We start from the raw sequence: 19,852 nt of genomic DNA on the forward strand, positions 1-19,852 counted from the left end.
GCTCACTCTCCTCGTGCTGCTGCCTTCGACTGCGCTTCTGCGGCTTCCCGGAATCGTGCGCGCGGCTCCCGCACCGTGCCGACGGGTGCGGCATCCCTCGGCGTGAGTCCGTTGCCCACCCAACCGAGCACCAGCCGGAAGCGCCGGGACAGGCTGGGCAGCGCGATCGCGTGGTACACCTTGTCCACCGCCCAGGCCGCTGGGCCACGCAGCGGGATGCCGCGCACGACCGCCGCGCCCTTCATGCCGCCGTAGCTGGCGAGCGTGCCGAGCGTGCGGTGACGGTACTCGATCAGCTCCCGTCCGGACGCCGCCCGGCGGAGGTTCTCCGCCAGCACCCGCGCCTCGCGGATCGCGTTCTGCGCGTTGGGCGGGTAGTACGCCGGCTGCTTCTCGGCCGTCAGATCGGGGACTTGTGCATCGTCGCCCAGCGCCCAGACGCCGTCGAGGGTCGACCCGTCGTCGCGGACCGCCTGCAGGCGAGCGTTGCACTGCACGTGGCCTTTCGGGCCGCGCGGCACATCCGCCCGGTCGAGGACGGGGTTGGGGGTGACCCCCGCGACCCAGACGAGGGTGTCGGCGGGATGCGTCTCGCCGTTGCTGAGCACCACGGCCCCGTGCTCGACGGTCTTCACTTCGGTCTTCAGGAGAACCCGGATGCCGCGGCGGCGGAGGAGGCGGAGGGTCCAGGCGGACAGCTGCTCGGGAAGTTCGGCGGCGATCCGGCCGGCGACCTCGATCAGCAGCCACTCCATCCGCTCGCCGTCGAGCTCGCGGTACCGGGCGATCTCGCTGCTCGCGAGCCGCTGCAGTTCGGCGATCGCCTCCACCCCGGTGTAGCCGCCACCGACGAACACGAAGGTCAGAGCGCGTTTGCGCTCTGCCGCGTCCGACGTGCTGGCGGCGAACCGGATGCGTTCCAGCACGTGGTCGCGCAGGTAGGCGGCCTCTTCGACGCTGGAGAACCCGATGGCGTTGTCGGCGAGCCCAGGGATGGGCAGGGTCTTGGTGATCGCTCCCAGTGCGAAGACCACGTGGTCGTACTGCACCCGCCGCTCACTCCCGTCGAGGGACCGGACGACGGCGACCTTCGCGCCGGTGTCGACCGATTCGAGCGCGCCGGCGATGACCTCGGCGTTCTTCAGCGGCCGGTGCAGGGGCACGACGGTGTCGCGCGGCTGCGTCTCGCCGCCGGCCACCTCGGGCAGCAGCGGCTTGTAGGTGAGGTACGGCTGCGACTCGACCACCGTGAGTCGCACGCGCCCCGCCGCAGCGTCGCGGCGCAGCGCGCGAGCGAGCGTGAAACCGGCGAAGCCGGCGCCCAGGATGAGGATGTGCGGTTCGGTCATCGTCCCCATTGAACGCTGCCGTCGCATAAAGGCAACGGGTGCGGCAGGGGCGCTTTGTGATGAATTCCCTGTACGCCGTGTCGAGGGCAGGAGGTCGCTCTGGACGGTGTGGCGAGTCACCCGGGCCACTGAGGACGTATTCTCAACGTGGGCTAGACCCGTTTCAGTGAAGAAGAGGAGCGCCATGAACTACGCCGTGACCAATCCCGCCACCGGCGAGACGGTCAAGACCTTCGACACCATCAGCGATGCCGACCTGGAGGCCGCGATCGCCTCGGCCGACAACGCCTTCCGGACGTGGTCGCGTTCGACGACCGCGCAGGAGCGGGCCGCGCTGATCCGGCGCGTCGGCGAACTCCACGTGGAGCGCCGCCAGCAGCTCGCGGACATCATCGTGCAGGAGATGGGCAAGCCGGTCGAGCAGGCGCTCGCCGAGGTCGACTTCGCCGGTGCGATCTATGAGTACTACGCGGACAACGCGGACGAGTTCCTCAAGGACGAGCCGATCCGGCTCCTCGACGGCGACGGCTCCGCGGTCGTCCGCCGCTCTGCGCTCGGCGTGCTGCTCGGCATCATGCCGTGGAACTTCCCGTACTACCAGGTCGCCCGCTTCGCCGGGCCCAATCTCGTGATCGGCAACACCATCCTGCTCAAACACGCCGAGCAGTGCCCGGAGTCGGCGGCCGCCATCCAGCAGATCTTCCTCGACGCGGGCTTCCCGGAGGGCGCGTACGTCAACATCTACGCCAGCCATCCGCAGATCGAGACCGTGATCGCCGACCCGCGCGTCCAGGGCGTTTCGCTCACCGGATCGGAGCGGGCCGGCGCGAAGGTCGCCGAGATCGCCGGGCGCAACCTGAAGAAGGTCGTGCTGGAGCTCGGCGGATCCGACCCATTCATCCTGCTCTCCACCGACGACCTGGATGCCGCGGTGCAGAACGCCGTGGATGCGCGCCTCGACAACAGCGGTCAGTCCTGCAACGCTGCCAAGCGTTTCGTCGTGATCGACGAGCTGTACGAGCCGTTCCTGGCGAAGTTCACGGCGAAGCTGTCCGAGGTCGAGGCGAGCGACCCGACTGCGGAAGACTCCGCGCTCGGCCCGCTCTCGTCGCTGAAGGCAGCCGAGAACCTGGACGAGCAGGTGAAGCGGGCCGTCGAGAACGGCGCCACCTTGGTCCGTGGCGGCGGCCGCAACGGCGCCTTCTTCGACACCACGGTGCTGACCGACGTCACCCCGGACAACCCGGCCTCGAAGGAGGAGTTCTTCGGGCCGGTCGCGCAGGTGTACCGCGCCTCGGATGAGGAGGAGGCCGTCCGCATCGCCAACGACACCCCCTTCGGGCTCGGCTCGTACCTCTACACGACCGACAAGGAGCAGGCGTCCCGCGTCGCCGACCGCATCGAGGCCGGCATGGTCTTCGTGAACGTCGTCCTCGCCGACGGCGCCGAGCTGCCGTTCGGCGGTGTGAAGCGCTCCGGTTCCGGCCGCGAGCTCGGTCGCTTCGGCGCCGACGAGTTCGTCAACAAGAAGCTGATCCGGGTCGGCAACGACTGGTGATCCGGGTCTGACCGGATCGAACAAAGGAGTCCGTGGCCGGTTCGGCCACGGACTCCTTTGTTCTCTCCTGGACACTATTTCTGCACGGAAACTGAACGAAGGGCAGATGTCCTGTAGTCTGGCGGGACTCCGGTCGGACGATGGCGCCCGATCCCGGAGTGATGAAAGCGCGTCGCTGAAGAATTGGCACAGCGCACCAGTACCCGCGGCACCGCCGCGAAAGGATCGATATCACCCCCTCCGTACGGCATCTGAAGCCGTCAACACCTCCGGCGAGGGACACTCCCTCACCGTCGATACGCCGCGACCGGTCCACCCGAGTCGCGTCCCACAACGTCCGCGCTGTCTGCGCGGCGAACAGGGGCTGCTCCGGCGGCCTCCAATACAAATAAGAAGGAAGAAAAACGATGGCCACAGGTACCGTCAAATGGTTCAGCACGGAGAAGGGTTACGGGTTCATCGCCCCGGATGACGGCACTGCCGACGTCTTCGCCCACTTCAGCGAGATCGCGTCGCAGGGCGAGTTCCGCAACCTGGCCGAGAATCAGAAGGTCGAGTACGAGGTGACCCGCGGCCCGAAGGGCCTCCAGGCATCCAACATCCGACCGGTCTGACCGGTCCTGATGCGGGACCGGGTATCCCGGTCCCGCATCCCCCTCTCATCGGAGCAATGCCCACCAACCTCGGTGCTGGTGCCCAGGAATGGCGCATATGCTCAAATCATCTAGGGCGTGATGCTCAACTCCTCGGCTGGGAAGTCGTCTGACACAGCGGAGGAAGCATGACCGCAACTGTTCTGGGTCCGATCCGGCCCACCAAAGCCCGCTCCAATCGGCCGTCCATGACGAGCACCTACAGCGATCTGCTGGGTCAAGTCCGGGCCGAAGGGCTGCTCGAGCGCCGCCGTGGCTTCTACATCGCCATGTTCGTCGGCATCGCCGTCGCCTTGGTCGGCGCATTCGCCGGCCTCATCCTGCTGGGCGACTCCTGGTTCTCGCTGCTGATCGCAGCGGCCCTGGGCATTATCTTCACCCAGTTCGCCTTCCTGGCCCATGAGGCCTCCCACCGACAGGTGTTCGCCTCCGGTCCGGCGAACGATCGGGCCGGCCGCTTCGTCGCGACCTGGCTGGTCGGCATGAGCTACCAGTGGTGGATGACGAAGCACACGCGTCACCACGCCAACCCGAACACCATCGGCAAAGACCCCGACATCGCCCGCGACACCATCTCGTTCACCGAGGCGGATGCGGCGCGCGCGACGGGCGTCCTCGGCGCGATCACCCGCAAGCAGGGCTACCTGTTCTTCCCGCTCCTCCTTCTCGAGGGCGTCAACCTCCACGTGACCTCGCTCCGTTCGCTGGTCGCCAAGGAGCCGGTCCCCGGCCGGGCGAAGGAGCTCACGGCCATCTTCGTCCGCTTCGCCCTCTACGTCGGCGCGATCTTCCTACTCCTCCCCGTCGGTGTCGGGTTCGCGTTCCTCGGCGTTCAGCTCGCGGTCTTCGGCCTCTACATGGGTGCGTCGTTCGCCCCCAACCACAAGGGCATGCCCCAGCTGCCCGAGGGATCGCGCGTCGACTTCCTCGACAAGCAGGTCCGCACCTCCCGCAACATCACCGGCGGCTGGTGGATGAACCTCCTCATGGGCGGCCTGAACCACCAGGTCGAGCACCACCTCTTCCCGAGCATGCCCCGACCGCACCTGGCTCGCGCCCGAAAGCTCACCATGGCGCACTGCGCCGCCCACGACGTCCCGTACACCGAGACGACGCTGGTCCGCTCGTACGGGATCGTCATCCGCTACCTCAACCGGGTCGGCCTCGCCGCCCGCAACCCGTTCGACTGCCCCGTCGCCGGCACGTACCGCCGAGCCTGACCGGTTCCGCCGACCCGCTGATCGCCAGGTGCGATTGCGCGTCGTTGGCGTACGGTAATCCTGGAGGTGCCCGATGGGATACATGGTCTACGACAGCAGCACACAGATCTCTTTCGACGATCGCGTCCTCGCGCACCTGGAAGTGGTGATCGTGTCGAAGCTGCGTCGCAAGGAGTCGTTCGCCCTCAGCTGGCGCGAGACGCCAGAGAACGGTGACGGCCGGACGACCGTCTGGATCGACCCGTCCATCCCGCTGCGGTTCCGGTTCAGCGGGTCACGCCCGCCGACGCTCGACCGCGAGTGGATCGAGCACCTCGCGGCTGCCGCGGCGAGTTCGTCCGGTCTCATCGCGATCGATGAGGACGGGCAGCCGGTGACCGCCACCACGCACGAACGCGGTCTCTAGAGCGCCCGCTCAGTCGGGGAGCTGGGCCAGTGCGTGTCGCGCCAGCCCGGCCATGCGCGGGTTGTCGTCCGACGCCGTGGCCAGAGCGGACGCCATCGCCACCGCCCACCCGCGAGCACGGCGCCAGGTCGCGGCGTCGGGCCGCACCGGGAGGGCGTCGTGGAAGCGTTCGCGCGCGTCCCCGTCGAAGGTCAGCCACCCCGTGGCCAGGTCAGTCGCCGGGTCGCCCGAGGTCACATCCCCGAAGTCGACCACCGCGGACAGCCCCCCGTCCGGCGTGAGCAGCAGGTTCCCGGGATGCAGGTCGCCGTGCAGGAGCAGCGGCTCGCCCTCCCACGGGGTCGCGTCGAGCGCCTCACGCCAGGCCTGCTCGAGGTCGGCCACCTCCATCCGGCCGCTCAGCGAACGAAGGCGCGTCTGGACCACGTCGTGGCGGGACGCCAGGGGGACGCCGCGGACCGGGTTCCGCGGTGCGTCCGGGGCGGGCACCGCCAGTTCGCCGAGGAAGCGGGCCAGCGGTTCGGCGAGCCCGGCACGATCGGCACTCTCGACCGAGGCGCCGTCGATGCCGTCGAACCACTCGACCACACTCCACGGCCACGGGAAGGCGGTCGACGGCGCGCCGACGCGCACAGGCACCGGCACGCGGACGCTGACGCGTGCGGCGATCGCCGGCAGCATCCGCTGCTCGTGCTCGATGAGGTGTGCTGCCACCTCCCGTCGCGGCACGCGCACCGCGAGGCGGTCGCCGAGACGGTAGAGCTGGTTGTCCCAGCCGTCCGAGACCAGACGCAGCTCGCCCTGGAGGTCGGGATGCTGCTCTGCGAGGATGCGGGTGACGAGAGCGGTGTCGGTGCGGATGTCCGTGGGGGGTGTGTCGCTCACCGCTCGACGCTAGCAGGCCGGTCGGCGACACGCGGCCGCGCGCACAAATATGGCACTTCCCGCGCGTACGCGCAGTTTCCGTGCGTGAGGCGTCAAACTCGTGCGAGTTCTTTGTGAAAGCATGTCCGACGGAGGATCCATGACCCAGAAGCCCACCCCGTCCCACGACCGGATGCACGCCGTGACGCCGGAGACCCGCGAACTCGTCGACCTCGTGCTCGACTACTCGCGCCGACGCATCCTCAGCGAGGACACGCCGCTCGACAAGCCGCTGCCGGAGTTCGAGCTGCGCCGTCTCGCGGGCCAGACGGTCTCAGAGAACGGCATGGGCGCCGAGCGCGCCCTGGCCCTGTTCGAGCACGTGCTCGCGCCCGCCTGCATCACGACCGACCACCCGCGCTACCTCTCGTTCATCCCCACGGCCCCGACGAAGGCCGCGACGGCGTTCGATCTGGTGGTCTCGGCCAGCGCCGTCTACGGCGGATCCTGGCTCGAGGGCTCGGGCGCCGTCTACGCCGAGAACCAGGTGCTGTCGTGGTTGGCGGCCGAGTTCGGGCTGCCGCCGACGGCGGGCGGCGTGTTCGTGCAGGGCGGGACGCTCGGCAACCTGTCCGCCCTGGTCGCGGCCCGCGATGCCGCGCGCACCGAGCGGGGCAACCCGTCCGGTCGCTGGGTGATCGTGTGCAGCTCCGAAGCGCATTCCTCGGTCTCGTCCGCCGCCCGGGTGATGGATGTGGATGTGGTCGCGGTCTCACCGGGCGAGACGGGCGTGCTGACGGGGGAGGCGGTGCGGCCGGCCCTCGAGGAGTACGGGGATGCCGTGTTCGCGGTCGTCGTCACCGGCGGCTCGACCAACTTCGGGATCGTCGACGACATCGCGTCCGTCGCGGCCCTGAAGTCGGACTTCTCGTTCTGGCTGCACGTCGACGGCGCCTACGGGCTCGCCGGGATGCTGTCGCCGCTCGCGCGCGACCGCTTCCAGGGCGTCGAGCACGCCGACTCGGTGATCGTCGACCCGCACAAGTGGCTGTTCGCGCCGTTCGATGCCTGCGCGCTCATCTACCGCGATCCTGAAGCGGGCCGGCGCGCCCACACGCAGCACGCCGAGTACCTCGACACGCTCACCGAGGGCAACGAGTGGAGCCCGTCCGACTACGCCGCGCATCTGACGCGGCGGGCGCGCGGACTGCCGTTCTGGTTCTCCCTCGCGTCCCACGGCGCGGCGGCCTATCGCGACGCGGTCACCGCCTCCATCCGGCTCGCCGAGCAGATCGCCGAGGAGATCGAGCGGCGCGACGGGTTCCGCCTGGTGCGCCGGCCGCAGCTCTCCGTCGTCGTCTACGAGCGCGAGGGCTGGACGAAGGAGGACTACGCCGTGTGGTCGGCCCGTCTGCTCGAGGAGCAGCGTGCGTTCGTCACGCCGAGCTCGCACGCTGGCCGTCCGAACACGCGGTTCGCCGTGCTGAACCCGCTGACGACGTTCGACGACCTGGTCGGGATCCTCGACACGATGGAGTGATCCTGCCGGAGACGAACAGAAGGCCCCGTGCCGCAAGCACGGGGCCTTCTGTCGTTCAAGACGGGGATGGTGTCAGACGATGTCGTCCGATTCGCCCGTCCGTCGTGTCACACGCTCGCCCGTCGCAGGATCGACGGCCGTGCGGGTGGTGGCGACGGAGGTGCGACGCCGGGTGATCAGTACGATCCCGATGATGATGCCGATCAGACCGGCGAACATCAGGATGTAACCCACCAGGTGGAGATCGATCCAAGCAACCTGGACATTGAGGGCGAACGCGAGGATCGCGCCCACCACGACCAGGAAAATGCCTGCGCCGAGACTCATGTGTGCCTCCTCGGCCGGCCGACTAGACCCGTCGGCTCCCCGTGAGCAGTCGCACCAGCCAGACGATCACGGCGAGGACGAGCAGAATGATTCCCACCCACAGCAGGAAGTTCAACGACTGCACGAACCCACCGGTGAGCAGCAGGATGATCGCGATGATGGCGATGATGATGAGCAGGATGTTCATGGAGAAGTGTCCTTTCCTAGACGCCCTCCAGCCAACAACTACTTCAAATGCCTAGGAATCCCCTTGACTTGAGGTCCGTTTCGGCCTAATTGCCCTCTCCGCCGCGATCCGATCGACCGTCTGGCGCATCTTGACGAGGAATTTGGTGACCGTCTCCGCCTCATCCGGGCTCAATTCGGCGGTTGCCGCGGCCAGCTGCTCCTGTGCGGCGGCCAGCAGAGGACCGGTGTCGCCGAGCGCGGCCCGCGTCGGGACCAACTCGACGGAGCGCTTGTCGGCGCGGCTCTGCCGGCGCTCGACGAAGCCGCTGCGCACCAGCCGGTCGACGAGCAGAGTCGTCGAGGCACTGGAGACGCCGAGGTATGCGCTCACCTCCTTGGCGAAGGTGGTCCGCCCGGCGGCGGTGTTGTCGAGGATGAGGCGGAGGGCCAGCAGGTCGTTCTCGCCGATTCCCATTGCGGCGCCCGTGCGCCTGCGCATGGCGGCTTCGGCGGCTCGATAGACCTGCAACGCTTCGAGGACCGCCGTGTCCGGCTGCGGGATCTCCGATTCGTCCTTCACCTTCTCCAGTCATGCCCTGGTCTCGAATGTTCGCAACGGGGGTGTACCCGACTGTCGGCGGATTCACGGCCACGGAATCGACGCGTATGCTCGCTCGGTGGACGAACGAGTGCTTCTCGACCGCTACGAGCTTCAGGACCGTCTGGGGCGCGGCGGCATGGCGACGGTCTTCCGCGCCCTCGACCGGCGGCTCGACCGGGAGGTCGCGGTGAAGGTCTTCGCGGCGGGCACGGCCGTCGACGACGCCCGCAGGCGTTCCGAGGCCACGATGCTGGCGCGCCTCAGCCATCCCAACCTGGTCGCCCTCCACGACGCCCACCTGGCGGCCGACGGCGACACCACGCCGAGCTTCCTCGTGATGGAGCTGGTGGACGGCGAGGACCTCCGGTCGCGCCTCGAGCTCGGCCCGTTGCCGGTCGAGGACGTGCTGCAGGTGGCGATCGGCATCGCCGAGGCGCTCGTGGTCGTGCATGACGCCGGGATGGTGCACCGGGATCTGAAGCCGGGCAACATCCTGCTCTCCGAATCCAGCGTCCCCGGCGGTCGCCCGGTCGTGAAGCTGGCGGACTTCGGCATCGCGCATCTGGTGGGGTCCGAGCGCATCACCACGATCGGCACCGTGATCGGGACGGCGGGGTACCTCAGCCCCGAGCAGATCTTCGGCGGAGAGCCCGGGCCTGCTGCGGACATCTACTCCCTGGGGCTGGTCGTGCTGGAGACGCTCACCGGGGTCCGGGAGTATCCGGGCACCGCCGTCGAGGCCGTGGCGGCACGCGCCGCGCGGGACCCGCGCATCCCGTTGTCCCTCCCGGAGGACTGGCGCGGCCTCCTCGGGGCCATGACCTCGCGCGATCCCGAGCTGCGCCCGACCGCGCTCGAAGTCGCGGTGATGGCACGGGAGCTCGCACCGGAGCTCGCGGGTTGGGTGCCGGACCCGGCGGTGGACGACGTGACGGTGCCGTTGGCTGCGGCCGAGGCGCCTGCTGCTGCGCAGGAGGACGTCGCGCCGACGCGGGTGCTGCCCACGGCGGGTGCATCCCGCAGCCCCAGCACCAGCACCAGCAGCCCCAATCGCGGCCGCCGACGCGGCCTCGTGGTCTCCGGCGTGGTGGCGGGGGCGGTCGTCGCCGTCGTCTCCGCGCTCACGCTCGGAAGCCTGCTCGCGCCCGCAGAGACGCCGCGGACGGTCCCGACGACGCCCCGGCCGACGCCCAGCGTCGTCGCGCCTCCCGCGACGGTGGCACCCGCCGATACCTCGACGGATACGACGAGCGACACCCCTGCCCCTGAGCCGGCGCCGACCACGCAGACGGGTCCTGGCGAGAAGACGAAGCCCGGGCCGCCCGCGGACAAACCCGGCAAGGGCGTGCCCGGGTCGGGCAAGGACAAGGGCAACGGGAAGGACAAAAGCAAGCCCTGAGCCCGCTTCCCCCGCCCCCGGTCCGCCGGTACTGTCGGGGGATGCCCGAGCAAACGAGGACCGCCGCGATCGTCGTGAACCCGGTGAAGGTCGATGAGCCCGCCCTGCGTGAAGCGCTGCGAGCCGCGGAGGAGCGGCACGGCTGGGCGGAGACGCTCTGGATCGAGACCACGGAGGACGACCCCGGGTCCGGGCAGACCGAGCAGGCCCTGGCCCAGGGCGTGGATGTGGTGATCGCCGCCGGAGGCGACGGAACGGTCCGCACGGTCGCCGAGAAGCTGCAGGGCACCGGGGTGCCGCTGGCCCTGCTGCCGTCCGGCACCGGCAACCTGCTCGCGCGCAACCTCAACCTGACCCTCGACGACGTGGGCCACGCGCTCGACTCCGCCTTCGACGGGGAGGACCGCCCCATCGACGTCGGCGTTGTGGAGCTCCGGGAGGGCACCGGGCCGGCCCGCAAGCACTCGTACCTGGTGATGGCGGGCGTCGGAATCGACGCCCAGATGATCGCCGCGACCGACGACGACCTGAAGGCGCGTCACGGATGGCTGGCCTACGTGAAGGCGATCGGAACGGTGCTGCGCGACAAGAACGAGTTGCGCATCCGCTACCAGCTGGACCAGAAGGGCGTGCGCTCGGTACGCGCCCACACTGTCCTCATCGGCAACTGCGGCTCGCTGCCGGCCAACATCCTGCTCCTTCCGGAGGCGGCGGTGGACGACGGCGAGTTCGACATCGTGGTCCTCCGGCCGGAGGGGTTCATCGGCTGGATCCAGATCGCCGTCAAGATCTTCTGGGAGAACGGCGTCCTCCGCCGCACCACCGTCGGCCGGCGCCTGATGGGCGCCGACCGGGAGGTGCGGGCGATGAACTACCTCAAGGGCCGCGAGTTCGTCATGCGGCTGAGCCGCCCCCAGGAGGTCGACCTGGACGGCGACCTGTTCGGCCGGGCGTCCGCCCTCCGCACGTGGGTCGACCCGTCGAGCCTCAAGGTGCGGGTGCCAAGGGCTGAGTAACGGACGCCCCATGACCTACGCGCGGGCGAGCAGCTCCAGCGTGTCGACGACGCGGTTGGAGAAGCCCCACTCGTTGTCGTACCAGGCCACGACCTTGACGTGCCGGCCGTCCACCCGGGTGAGGGCGGCGTCGAAGATCGACGAGGCGGGCTGGCCGGTGATGTCGCTGGAGACCAGCGGCTCGTCGGCGTAGTCGAGGATGCCACGCAGCGCACCGTCGGCTGCCGTGCGGTAGGCGGCGAGCACCTCCTCGCGGGTCACTTCGCGCTCGACGGTCGTGTTCAGCTCCACGATGGAGCCGACCGGGACCGGGACGCGGATGGAGTCGCCCGAGAGCTTGCCGTCGAGCTGGGGCAGCACCAGGCCGATAGCCTTGGCGGCGCCGGTCGTGGTCGGGACGATGTTCACGGCGGCGGCCCGGGCGCGACGGAGGTCGCGGTGCGGCCCGTCCTGGAGGTTCTGCTCCTGCGTGTACGCGTGGACCGTGGTCATGAACCCGTGCTCGATGCCGGCCAGGTCGTCCAGTACGGCGGCCAGGGGTGCGAGGGCGTTCGTCGTGCACGACGCGTTGGAGACGATGACGTGGTTCGCGGGGTCGAAGGCGTCGGTGTTTACGCCGTAGGCGAGCGTGACGTCGGCCCCGTCGGCGGGGGCGCTGACCAGGACACGCTTCGCGCCGGCGGTCACGTGGGCGCGGGCTGCGTCTGCCGAGGTGAAGCGTCCGGTGGACTCGAGCACGACATCCACACCGAGCTCGGCCCAAGGCAGGTCGGCGGGCTCGCGTTCGGCGAGCACGCGGATGCGGTGGCCGTCGACCACGAGCGCGTCGCCGTCGACCTCGACGCTGCGGCCGAGCCGGCCGAGCGAGCTGTCGTACTTCAGGAGGTGCGCGAGGGTGGCCGGGGCGGTGAGGTCGTTGATCGCGACGACCTCGAGGTCGGAGCCGCGCTCGAGGAGGGCGCGGAGGGTGTTGCGGCCGATGCGGCCGAAGCCGTTGATGGCGATGCGGGTCATGGGGGTTCCTTTCGTGTGCCGCATCTATGTTCTGTGCTCGCGTCGCCGCTCGACAGTGGCGTGGACGACAGGGTGGGCAAGGATCACGCCAGACGCTGGGACACCGAGCGCAAGGATCACGCCAGCAGCGCTGGGGGCCGCCGTTACGCCGAGAACGTGTGCCGGTACTCAGTCGGGGAGGTGCCCAGGATGCGCTGGAAGTGCAGCCGGAGGTTGGCCGCCGTCCGAGCCCGACCCTGGCCGCGATCTGCTCGACGCCGAGGTCGGAGCGTTCCAGCAGTTCACGAGCGAGGTCGACGCGCGCCCGCAGCACCCACTGCATCGGTGTGTAGCCGGTGTCCTCCACGAACCGCCGCGAGAAGGTCCGGGCCGATACCTTCGCGTTGCGGGCCAGGGTCTCGAGCGTCAGCGGCTCGGCGAGATGCGCGAGCGCCCATTCCCGGGTGTCCGCGAAGAGGTCGCCCAGCGGCTCGGGAACGCTGCGAGGAACGAACTGCGCCTGCCCGCCGCTCCGGTAGGGCGCCGCCACCAGGCGCCGCGCCACGTGGTTCGACAGCCCGACGCCGTGGTCGCGTCGCACCAGGTGCAGGCACAGATCGATGCCGGAGGCGGCGCCCGCCGAGGTGAGGATGTCGCCCTCGTCCACGAAGAGCACGTTCTCGTCCACCCGGATCAGCGGGTAGCGCTTCGCCAGGGCCCGCGTGTAGTGCCAGTGGGTCGTCGCGCGTCTGCCGTCGAGCAGGCCGGTCGCGGCGAGGGCGAACGCTCCGGTCGAGATCGCGGCCAGGCGCGCGCCGCGGTCGTGGGCGGCGAGGAGGGCATCCACCACCGCCGGGGGCGGGTCGGTCGTGGCCGGCGTGCGGTAGCCCGGGACGAAGACGGTGTCGGCCTCGGCCAGCGCCTCCAGCCCCTCGGCGACGTGATACGACAGGCCGTCGCCGCCGGTCACGAGCCCGGGAGCTGCGCCGCAGACGCGCACCTCGTACGGCATGCTCGGACGGTTCGAGAAGACCTGGGCCGGGATGCCGACGTCGAGCGGCTTCGCGCCCCCGAGCACGAGCACCGCGACGACGTGGTTGCCGCTCACGACCGGGAGGAGACGATCTGCAGAAGCGCCGTCCGCAACGCGGCCGGATCCTCCACGTCCGGGAACACCTCGTCCTCGAGCCCACGCACACCGGCGAACGCGGAACGCCCGGCCTCGGTGATCGCGAGGACGTGCCGTCTGCGGTCGGCGGGATCCGGGGCGCGGGTGACGAGCCCCTCCCGTTCCAGCCGGTCGACGGTGCGCGACATGGTCTGCGGTTCGACCTGCGCCATCCGTGCCAGGTCCGACTGCGAGGTGAAGCCCAGTTCTACGAGGTGCAGGACGATCAGGCCGGCGTGCGTCAGTCCGCGCTGCTCCAGCGCATCCGCCCAGGCGCGCTCGACGGCGCGGGATGCGGCCCCGAGCAGCCGGCCGAGCGGCCAGTTCTCGGGGCGGTGCTCGTCCGCCTCCGCCGCATGCCTGTCCATAAGCTCATCGTACGTGCGGCCTGACCCGCGCGCCGAGCCGTGGCGTCAGTCGGTGCCCGAGTCGAACGCGGCGCCCTCGGAGCTGAGGTCGATGTCGCGGGAGAGTTCCGCATCCACCGGCTCGACGCCCTCGAGGATCGCCCGGGCGTGGCCCGGCTCCAGCTCGCCGACGAGGGCTCCGGTCGGGCCGCCGATGAGGCCGGACGCGGCGTACTGCTCGAGCCGCGAGCGGGAGTCTGCGATGTCGAGGTTGCGCATGGTGAGCTGGCCGATGCGGTCGCCGGGGCCGAACGCGGAGTTGCCAACGCGCTCCATCGACAGCTTCTCTGGGTGGTAGCTGAGGGCCGGCCCCGTCGTGTCGAGGATCGTGTAGTCGTCGCCGCGGCGCAGGCGAACGGTGACCTCACCGGTGATCGCGGACCCGACCCAGCGCTGCAGCGACTCGCGCAGCATCAGCGACTGCGGGTCGAGCCAGCGGCCCTCGTACATGAGCCGGCCGAGGCGGCGGCCCTCGTTGTGGTAGTTCGCGACAGTGTCCTCATTGTGGATGGCGTTGAGCAGCCGCTCGTAGGCGATGTGCAGCAGGGCCATGCCCGGCGCCTCGTAGATGCCACGGCTCTTGGCCTCGATGATGCGGTTCTCGATCTGGTCGGACGCGCCGAGGCCGTGCCGGCCGCCGATCGCGTTCGCCTCGAGCACCAGCGCCACCGGGTCGTCGAATTCGACGCCGTTGATCGCGACCGGACGACCCGAGTCGAAGCGCACGGAAACCGTCTCGGGGGTCACCGTGACGTCGTCACGCCAGGCGGCGACGCCCATGATCGGGTCGACGATGTCGAGCCCCGCATCCAGCTCTTCGAGCCGCTTCGCCTCATGGGTCGCGCCCCAGATGTTGGCGTCGGTCGAGTACGCCTTCTCGCTCGGGTCGCGGTACGGGAAGCCGCGCGCGACGAGCCACTCGCTCATCTCGGTGCGGCCGCCGAGCTCCTCCACGAACGCGGAGTCGAGCCACGGCTTGTAGATGCGCAGCCGCGGGTTGGCGATGAGGCCGTAGCGGTAGAACCGCTCGATGTCGTTGCCCTTGTAGGTGGACCCGTCGCCCCAGATCTCGACGCCGTCCTCCATCATCGCGCGCACCAGCATGACGCCGGTGACGGCGCGGCCGAGGGGGGTGGTGTTGAAGTAGGTCTTGCCGGCCGAGCGGATGTGGAACGCGCCGCACTGCAGGGCGATCAGGCCCTCCTCGACCAGGGCGCGCTTGGCATCCACCAGCCGGGCGATCTCGGCGCCGTACTCCTGCGCGCGGCCGGGAACGGCGTCGATGTCGGGCTCGTCGTACTGGCCGATGTCGGCGGTGTACGTGCAGGGGATCGCGCCCTTCTCGCGCATCCAGGCGACCGCGCAGGAGGTGTCGAGACCTCCCGAGAACGCGATGCCGACTCGTTCACCGACGGGCAGACTGCTCAGAACCTTGGACACGCCCCCAGCTTACTGGGGCCGGCCGGCTGCGACATTCGGGATCAGCCGCGGCCGTCGGCGGACTGTGGCGGGCAGATTCCGCCCGGATCGGTGCGCAGCTCGAAGTGCCACGCCTCGTTCGCGTACACCTGGCAGAGGCCCCACTCGTTGCCGAACCGGTTGAGGTAGTCCATCGCGCCGGCGTCGGCGATGTCGACGGCGCCGCCGCGCACGTGCTCGGAGTCGCTGCCGCGCTTCACCCACTTCTCCGCCTCCTCTTCGCTGCCATACTCCGAGATCGCCTGGGCGAACAGGTACTCCTGGTAGCGCTCCGACCGCCAGCCGTCGGCGATCGTGATCGCGGAGCCGCCGCCCTCGGCCGCCATCGCGTCCTGGGCGTCGCGCAGCGCCGACAGCAGGTCGGGATTCAGCCGGGTGACGGCGGGGAGGTCGGAGTCGAGGGCGAGCGAGGTGCCGTCCGGGATGTACCCGTCGTCGTCGGTCAGTCCGGTGCTGCTGCGGGTGGTGCCCGGTCCGTGGCCCGGCGCTCCGACGGCCTGAGCGAGCGCGCCGGCGGAGGAGCAGCCCGCGAGCGAGACCGCGAGCAGGACGGACAGGGCGACGCCGACGAGGCGCGAGCGGTGTGCGTGCATGCTTCCACGCTCGCAGGGGCCGTGCCGGCGCCGCGTCGGCCGGGAGGCCCATCCGCATCCATCGTCCGGTGGACGCGGTGGACGCGGTGGACGCGGTCGACCCGGTCGGCGCGCTCGACGCGGCGGCGCGTGCCGGTCTCGCGTCAGTGGCGGCTGCCGACCCCGGGATGCACGCCCTGGCGCGCGCCCGAGGCGGCGACCAGCCGCGCGAGGGTGTCGACGAGGGCTGCGCGCTCCGCGGGGTCGAGCGGCTCCAGCAGCGCATCCTCCTGCTCGTCGGCGATCCGCGCTCCTGCATCGAGCACCTCCCGGGCGGCAGAGGTCAGCCGGATGGCGTACGCGCGCCGGTCCGCGGGATGGCGATGCCGCTCGACCAGGCCGCGCTCCTCCAGGTCGTCGATCATCGCCACCATCGAGTTGCGGTGCATGCCGAGGGCGGTCGCCAGCTCCTGCTGGGTGGGCCCTTCGGCGCGGGCGATCTCGGCCAGCACGCCGAAGCGGTTGGGGGTGATGCCGAGTGGTGCGAGGGCCGCGGTGAAACGCCGCGCGCTGACAAGCCCGAGTTGGGAGAGCAGGAAGGCGGCCCGGCTCTCGAGCGGGCGTGGTGCGGACGACTCCATGGAAAGATTGTACCGGCAAGTGATTGCACGTAACTGTGATGATCACTTACCATGACGATATGAAGATCATTGTTTTCGGGGCCAGCGGTCGAACCGGCCGGCGCATCGTCGAGAAGGGGCTCGACGGCGGACACGAGGTCGGGATCGTGCTGCGGCGTCCGTCCGAGCACGACCCCCGCGCCTCCGTCACGGTGATCCCCGACCTCGCCGACACGGCCGCGCTGAGCACCGCCATCGACGGGTCCGACGCGATCCTCTCCGCCATCGGACCGCGCAGCCGCAAGGATGCACCGGTCGCCGCCCCCGCGACGCGGCACCTGCTTGCCGCGCGTCCCCGCCGCATCGTGGTCATCAGCGCGGCGCCGGTCGCGCCGCCCCCGGCCGACGACAGCTTCGTGAGCAGGCGCATCGCGCTGCCGCTCGTCGGGCGGATGCTGCGCCCGGTCTACGACGACCTCCGCGACATGGAGGAGGCGCTCGCCGCATCATCCAGCGGCTGGACGGCCTTCCGCCCGCCGATGCTGACGGAGGGACCCGCCACCGGCCGGTATCGCACGCTGATCGGGGGTGCGGTGCCGCGCGGATTCACGGTCTCGCGCGCCGACCTCGCCGCCGCGATGCTCGAGTCCCTCCAGCGACCCGAGACGATCCGCGCCCCCGTCGGCATCGCCGGTCCCCGCTGAGGCGGCGCTAGGGGAGGCGCGGCGTGCGTGGCGGCTCGGTGCGGCGGCGACCCGTCGACTCGAACGCGGCCGCCAGCGCCAGCAGCGCTGTGTCGTCGTAGGCGCGACCGGCGAACGTGAGGCCGACGGGCATCCCGATGTCGTGCATCGTCCCCATCGGAACCGTGACGGTCGGGATGCCGAGGTGCCGCGGCACGAGGTTGCCGTTCGCGACCCACACCCCGTTCCGCCAGCCGAGGTCCGCCGAGGCCGGGTTCACGTCCATGTCGGCCGGGCCGACGTCCGCCACCGCCGGGAAGACGACGGCGTCGAGGCCGAGCCCGTCCATCCACTCCTCCAGGTCGACGCGGCGCGTCTCTTCCAGCCCGCGCAGACCCTCCTCGAGTTCGGGGATGCTCGCGAGCGTCGCTCCGGGATGCGCGCGCACCCAGGCGGGGTAGTCGGCGATGTCGTCCTCGAACCCGTCGTAGCGGTCCGGCAGCGCGCCGTCCGGCTGCGGGAAGATGCGGGCGCCGTCCACCTTCGCTAGCGTGCTGAGGGCGGGGTCGCCGTTGGCGGCTAGGAAGTCGTCCCACGCCCAGGCCGACAGGTCGACGATCTCGCGGCGCAGGTAGGCGGGGCTGACGAGCCCCCGCGTCGCGATCGTCGGAGCCCCCGGGCGGTCGCCCTCGTAGTTCGACACCGCGGGGAAGTCGACCTCGATGACTGTGGCGCCGGCCGCCTCCAGGTCGCGACGAGCGGCCTCCCACAGAGCGATCACGGACGTGCGTGTCTCGATGCGCCGGCCGGTCGGTCCGCCGATCCCCGGGTTCTCCGCCGTCCCGGCCTCCGGATCGGCGTTGATGTACATGCGGGGTATACCGAACCGGCGGCCCTCCAGCGACGCCGAGCTGGCGAGTGCCGGGTACGACTCCGGCCGCACCTCCGACGCGCGCGGCAGCCGGATCCACGGCTGGGCGCGCCAGAAGTCGCCGCGCGTCTCCGGGTCGTCCGCGACGATGACATCGAGCACCTCGAGCAGGTCGGCCATCGTGCGCGTGTGCGGCACCACCACATCCATCGTCGGCACGAGCGGCCAGTTGCCGCGCACAGAGATGACACCGCGAGACGGCGTGTACGCACAGAGGGCGTTGTTGGATGCGGGGGCTCGCCCCGACGACCACGTCTCCTCGCCGAGTCCGAACGCCGCGAAGCTCGCCGCGGTCGCGGTGCCGGACCCGTTGGACGACCCGGACCCGAACGCCGCCGTCAGGTAGTCGCCGTTGTAGGGCGACTCGGCCCGGCCGTAGACACCGCGCTGCATGCCGCCGTTCGCCATCGGGGGCATGTTCGTCAGGCCGAGCAGGATGGCCCCGCCCGTTCGCAGGCGCTCGATCGTGAAGGCGTCCCGCTGTGCGACCAGGTGCTCGAACGCGGGGGACCCGGCCGCAGCGGTCAGCCCGCGGGCCAGGTAACTGTCCTTGGCGGTGTAGGGGATGCCGTCCAGCGGTCCGAGCGTCTCACCCCGTCGGCGCCGTGCGTCGGAGGCGCGGGCGTCCGCCAGCGCGTCCGGGTTGCGTACGACGACCGCGTTGAGCCGCGGACCCGCCGCATCGAAGGCATCGATGCGCGCGAGGTAGGCGTTCACGAGCTCTTCGCTCGTTGTCTCTCCGGACTCCAGCGCTCGCCGGAGGTCGGCGATGGATGCTTCGACGACATCCACGGTCATCGGGTCGCCTCGGTCGCTGTCGCCTCCACCGCCGGCTGCTGCTGGGTGATGCAGTGGATGCCGCCGCCGCGCGCGAAGATCGGCCGCGAATCCACCATGGTCACCGTCCGCCCCGGGTAGACGGCCTCCAGTATCTCCGTCGCTGCAGCGTCCGCTCGCTCCTCGCCGAAACCGCATGCGACGATGCCGTCGTTGACCACCAGGTGGTTGACGTAGCTCCAGTCGACGAAGCCCTCCTCGTCGTGGAGCGTCGCCGGAGCCGGCAGGTCGACGATCTCCCACGCGCGGCCTCGCGCATCCGTCGTTTCGGAGAGCAGCGCGTGCAGTTCGCGCGAGACCTCGAAATCGGGGTGCTCCGGGTTTCGCTGCGAGTGGAGGAGGAGCGTGCCGGGAGAGGGGATGGTCGCGACGATGTCGACGTGCCCGTTCGTGCCGAAGTCGTCGTAGTCGCGGGTGAGGCCGCGCGGCAGCCAGACCGCGTGGGTGGCGCCGATCGTGCGCGCGAGTTCCGCCTCCACGCGTGCCTTGTCGGCGTAGCGGTTGCGGCGCGGGTCGAGCTGCACGGTCTCGGTGAGGAGCACCGTCTCCTCGCCGTCGACGTGGATGCCGCCGCCCTCGTTCACGAGCAGCGAGCTGATGAGCTCCGCTCCGGTCCGCTCGGCGACGAAGCGGGCGATCTCGGCCGACTTCTGCCATTCGGCCCACTCGGGGTCGCCCCAGCCGTTGAAGGTCCAGTCGACCGCGCCCAGGACGCCGGGGCGCTCGTCGTCGACCACGAACGTCGGGCCGAAGTCGCGCATCCAGAATTCGTCGAGGGGGGCCTCCACCTGCTCGATGTGGCTGCCCAGCATGCGGGCAGCACGCTCGCGCTCGCTCGGGTCGACGACCATCGTCAGCGGCTCGTAGTCGGCGACGGCGTGTGCGACGGCGGTCCAGGCGGCGTACGCCTCCTCGGCCGATGCTGCGTCGTCGCCGAGGGTGAGTCCCTCTCGCGGGAACGCCATCCAGGTGCGCTCATGGGGTGCGGTCTCGGCAGGCATGCGCCAGGTCATCGGTGTCCTCCGCGGTCGGCGACGTTTGTTGATCGAATGATCAATATG

20 protein-coding genes and 1 pseudogene are annotated in these 19,852 nt (G+C 70.3%); 8 read left to right on the plus strand and 13 right to left on the minus strand.

What is annotated here, in order from left to right; genetic code table 11:
* Positions 1-2: 2 nt before the first annotated feature.
* On the minus strand, positions 3-1,349 hold the full coding sequence (locus AB4Z18_RS01395) for an NAD(P)/FAD-dependent oxidoreductase (RefSeq protein WP_441780915.1): 1,347 nt from the start codon (positions 1,347-1,349) through the stop codon (positions 3-5).
* A gap of 184 nt (positions 1,350-1,533) precedes the next feature.
* On the opposite strand from AB4Z18_RS01395, the gene AB4Z18_RS01400 reads away from it, so the two are divergent.
* The 4 genes from AB4Z18_RS01400 to AB4Z18_RS01415 all read left to right on the plus strand — a co-directional run bounded on the left by AB4Z18_RS01400 (position 1,534) and on the right by AB4Z18_RS01415 (position 5,186).
* Entirely contained in the window at positions 1,534-2,907 is a 1,374-nt protein-coding gene (locus AB4Z18_RS01400; RefSeq protein ID WP_441780916.1) for an NAD-dependent succinate-semialdehyde dehydrogenase, read from the plus strand.
* Between the two features lie 407 nt (positions 2,908-3,314).
* Positions 3,315-3,521 (plus strand): cold-shock protein, encoded by a 207-nt coding sequence (locus tag AB4Z18_RS01405; protein WP_018192289.1) that lies wholly within the window; start codon positions 3,315-3,317, stop codon positions 3,519-3,521.
* A gap of 167 nt (positions 3,522-3,688) precedes the next feature.
* Positions 3,689-4,780 carry a fatty acid desaturase family protein gene (locus tag AB4Z18_RS01410; RefSeq protein WP_441780917.1) on the plus strand — a complete coding sequence of 364 codons (1,092 nt, stop codon included), beginning with the start codon at positions 3,689-3,691 and terminating at the stop codon, positions 4,778-4,780.
* A 73-nt stretch (positions 4,781-4,853) separates the two neighbouring features.
* Positions 4,854-5,186, plus strand: coding sequence for a DUF7882 family protein (locus AB4Z18_RS01415; RefSeq protein WP_441780918.1), 333 nt, complete (start codon positions 4,854-4,856; stop codon positions 5,184-5,186).
* Between the two features lie 9 nt (positions 5,187-5,195).
* Here the strand turns inward: AB4Z18_RS01415 and AB4Z18_RS01420 are convergent, their stop codons facing one another.
* Positions 5,196-6,071, minus strand: a complete 876-nt coding sequence (locus tag AB4Z18_RS01420; protein WP_441780919.1) for an aminoglycoside phosphotransferase family protein — start codon at positions 6,069-6,071, stop codon at positions 5,196-5,198.
* A gap of 121 nt (positions 6,072-6,192) precedes the next feature.
* On the opposite strand from AB4Z18_RS01420, the gene AB4Z18_RS01425 reads away from it, so the two are divergent.
* Positions 6,193-7,590, plus strand: coding sequence for a pyridoxal phosphate-dependent decarboxylase family protein (locus AB4Z18_RS01425; protein WP_441780920.1), 1,398 nt, complete (start codon positions 6,193-6,195; stop codon positions 7,588-7,590).
* Between the two features lie 72 nt (positions 7,591-7,662).
* Here the strand turns inward: AB4Z18_RS01425 and AB4Z18_RS01430 are convergent, their stop codons facing one another.
* The 3 genes from AB4Z18_RS01430 to AB4Z18_RS01440 are packed head-to-tail and all read right to left on the minus strand — an operon-like array spanning position 7,663 to position 8,665.
* Positions 7,663-7,917 carry a DUF6458 family protein gene (locus AB4Z18_RS01430; protein WP_441780921.1) on the minus strand — a complete coding sequence of 85 codons (255 nt, stop codon included), beginning with the start codon at positions 7,915-7,917 and terminating at the stop codon, positions 7,663-7,665.
* Positions 7,918-7,939: 22 nt separating this feature from the next.
* Complete coding sequence (locus AB4Z18_RS01435) at positions 7,940-8,104, minus strand: hypothetical protein (protein WP_167552371.1); 165 nt, start codon at positions 8,102-8,104, stop codon at positions 7,940-7,942.
* A gap of 51 nt (positions 8,105-8,155) precedes the next feature.
* Positions 8,156-8,665, minus strand: a complete 510-nt coding sequence (locus AB4Z18_RS01440; protein ID WP_441780922.1) for a MarR family winged helix-turn-helix transcriptional regulator — start codon at positions 8,663-8,665, stop codon at positions 8,156-8,158.
* A 97-nt stretch (positions 8,666-8,762) separates the two neighbouring features.
* On the opposite strand from AB4Z18_RS01440, the gene AB4Z18_RS01445 reads away from it, so the two are divergent.
* Together AB4Z18_RS01445 and AB4Z18_RS01450 are read left to right on the plus strand one after the other, a co-directional pair.
* A complete protein-coding gene (locus AB4Z18_RS01445; RefSeq protein ID WP_441780923.1) occupies positions 8,763-10,085 on the plus strand; it encodes a serine/threonine-protein kinase in 1,323 nt (440 codons plus the stop codon).
* A 74-nt stretch (positions 10,086-10,159) separates the two neighbouring features.
* Positions 10,160-11,101, plus strand: coding sequence for a diacylglycerol/lipid kinase family protein (locus tag AB4Z18_RS01450; protein ID WP_441782957.1), 942 nt, complete (start codon positions 10,160-10,162; stop codon positions 11,099-11,101).
* Between the two features lie 15 nt (positions 11,102-11,116).
* Here AB4Z18_RS01450 and gap read toward each other — a convergent pair whose 3' ends face one another.
* From gap to AB4Z18_RS01480, 6 genes and pseudogenes are all read right to left on the minus strand, one after another.
* Entirely contained in the window at positions 11,117-12,115 is a 999-nt protein-coding gene (gene gap, locus AB4Z18_RS01455; RefSeq protein ID WP_441780924.1) for a type I glyceraldehyde-3-phosphate dehydrogenase, read from the minus strand.
* A 143-nt stretch (positions 12,116-12,258) separates the two neighbouring features.
* Positions 12,259-13,202 (minus strand): annotated as a pseudogene (locus tag AB4Z18_RS01460) (GlxA family transcriptional regulator).
* Complete coding sequence (locus AB4Z18_RS01465; protein ID WP_441780925.1) at positions 13,199-13,630, minus strand: MarR family winged helix-turn-helix transcriptional regulator; 432 nt, start codon at positions 13,628-13,630, stop codon at positions 13,199-13,201. Before AB4Z18_RS01465 ends, AB4Z18_RS01460 begins: the two are co-directional and overlap by 4 nt.
* A gap of 45 nt (positions 13,631-13,675) precedes the next feature.
* Complete coding sequence (gene argG / locus AB4Z18_RS01470) at positions 13,676-15,109, minus strand: argininosuccinate synthase (protein ID WP_441780926.1); 1,434 nt, start codon at positions 15,107-15,109, stop codon at positions 13,676-13,678.
* A gap of 41 nt (positions 15,110-15,150) precedes the next feature.
* Positions 15,151-15,741, minus strand: a complete 591-nt coding sequence (locus AB4Z18_RS01475; RefSeq protein ID WP_441780927.1) for a M15 family metallopeptidase — start codon at positions 15,739-15,741, stop codon at positions 15,151-15,153.
* A gap of 143 nt (positions 15,742-15,884) precedes the next feature.
* Positions 15,885-16,361 carry a MarR family winged helix-turn-helix transcriptional regulator gene (locus AB4Z18_RS01480; RefSeq protein ID WP_441780928.1) on the minus strand — a complete coding sequence of 159 codons (477 nt, stop codon included), beginning with the start codon at positions 16,359-16,361 and terminating at the stop codon, positions 15,885-15,887.
* A gap of 59 nt (positions 16,362-16,420) precedes the next feature.
* On the opposite strand from AB4Z18_RS01480, the gene AB4Z18_RS01485 reads away from it, so the two are divergent.
* Positions 16,421-17,044, plus strand: a complete 624-nt coding sequence (locus tag AB4Z18_RS01485) for an NAD(P)-dependent oxidoreductase (RefSeq protein ID WP_441780929.1) — start codon at positions 16,421-16,423, stop codon at positions 17,042-17,044.
* Positions 17,045-17,051: 7 nt separating this feature from the next.
* On the opposite strand, the gene AB4Z18_RS01490 is transcribed toward AB4Z18_RS01485, so the two are convergent.
* Both AB4Z18_RS01490 and AB4Z18_RS01495 read right to left on the minus strand, forming a co-directional pair.
* On the minus strand, positions 17,052-18,752 hold the full coding sequence (locus AB4Z18_RS01490) for an amidase (protein ID WP_441780930.1): 1,701 nt from the start codon (positions 18,750-18,752) through the stop codon (positions 17,052-17,054).
* Complete coding sequence (locus tag AB4Z18_RS01495) at positions 18,749-19,804, minus strand: agmatine deiminase family protein (protein ID WP_441780931.1); 1,056 nt, start codon at positions 19,802-19,804, stop codon at positions 18,749-18,751. The genes AB4Z18_RS01490 and AB4Z18_RS01495 overlap by 4 nt, the downstream gene beginning before the upstream one ends.
* Positions 19,805-19,852 lie beyond the last annotated feature (48 nt).

Source organism: Leifsonia sp. 2TAF2, assembly GCF_052115085.1.
Classification (GTDB): Bacteria; Actinomycetota; Actinomycetes; order Actinomycetales; family Microbacteriaceae; genus Leifsonia.

Coding starts and splice junctions, on each gene's coding strand:
- AB4Z18_RS01495 (WP_441780931.1), bottom strand. CDS start 19,804: ATGACCTGGCGCATGCCTGCCGAGACCGCACCCCATGAGCGCACCTGG.
- AB4Z18_RS01410 (WP_441780917.1), top strand. CDS start 3,689: ATGACCGCAACTGTTCTGGGTCCGATCCGGCCCACCAAAGCCCGCTCC.
- AB4Z18_RS01485 (WP_441780929.1), top strand. CDS start 16,421: ATGAAGATCATTGTTTTCGGGGCCAGCGGTCGAACCGGCCGGCGCATC.
- gap (WP_441780924.1), bottom strand. CDS start 12,115: ATGACCCGCATCGCCATCAACGGCTTCGGCCGCATCGGCCGCAACACC.
- AB4Z18_RS01490 (WP_441780930.1), bottom strand. CDS start 18,752: ATGACCGTGGATGTCGTCGAAGCATCCATCGCCGACCTCCGGCGAGCG.
- AB4Z18_RS01415 (WP_441780918.1), top strand. CDS start 4,854: ATGGGATACATGGTCTACGACAGCAGCACACAGATCTCTTTCGACGAT.
- AB4Z18_RS01430 (WP_441780921.1), bottom strand. CDS start 7,917: ATGAGTCTCGGCGCAGGCATTTTCCTGGTCGTGGTGGGCGCGATCCTC.
- AB4Z18_RS01425 (WP_441780920.1), top strand. CDS start 6,193: ATGTCCGACGGAGGATCCATGACCCAGAAGCCCACCCCGTCCCACGAC.
- AB4Z18_RS01395 (WP_441780915.1), bottom strand. CDS start 1,349: ATGACCGAACCGCACATCCTCATCCTGGGCGCCGGCTTCGCCGGTTTC.
- AB4Z18_RS01480 (WP_441780928.1), bottom strand. CDS start 16,361: ATGGAGTCGTCCGCACCACGCCCGCTCGAGAGCCGGGCCGCCTTCCTG.
- AB4Z18_RS01400 (WP_441780916.1), top strand. CDS start 1,534: ATGAACTACGCCGTGACCAATCCCGCCACCGGCGAGACGGTCAAGACC.
- AB4Z18_RS01465 (WP_441780925.1), bottom strand. CDS start 13,630: ATGGACAGGCATGCGGCGGAGGCGGACGAGCACCGCCCCGAGAACTGG.
- AB4Z18_RS01405 (WP_018192289.1), top strand. CDS start 3,315: ATGGCCACAGGTACCGTCAAATGGTTCAGCACGGAGAAGGGTTACGGG.
- AB4Z18_RS01475 (WP_441780927.1), bottom strand. CDS start 15,741: ATGCACGCACACCGCTCGCGCCTCGTCGGCGTCGCCCTGTCCGTCCTG.
- AB4Z18_RS01435 (WP_167552371.1), bottom strand. CDS start 8,104: ATGAACATCCTGCTCATCATCATCGCCATCATCGCGATCATCCTGCTG.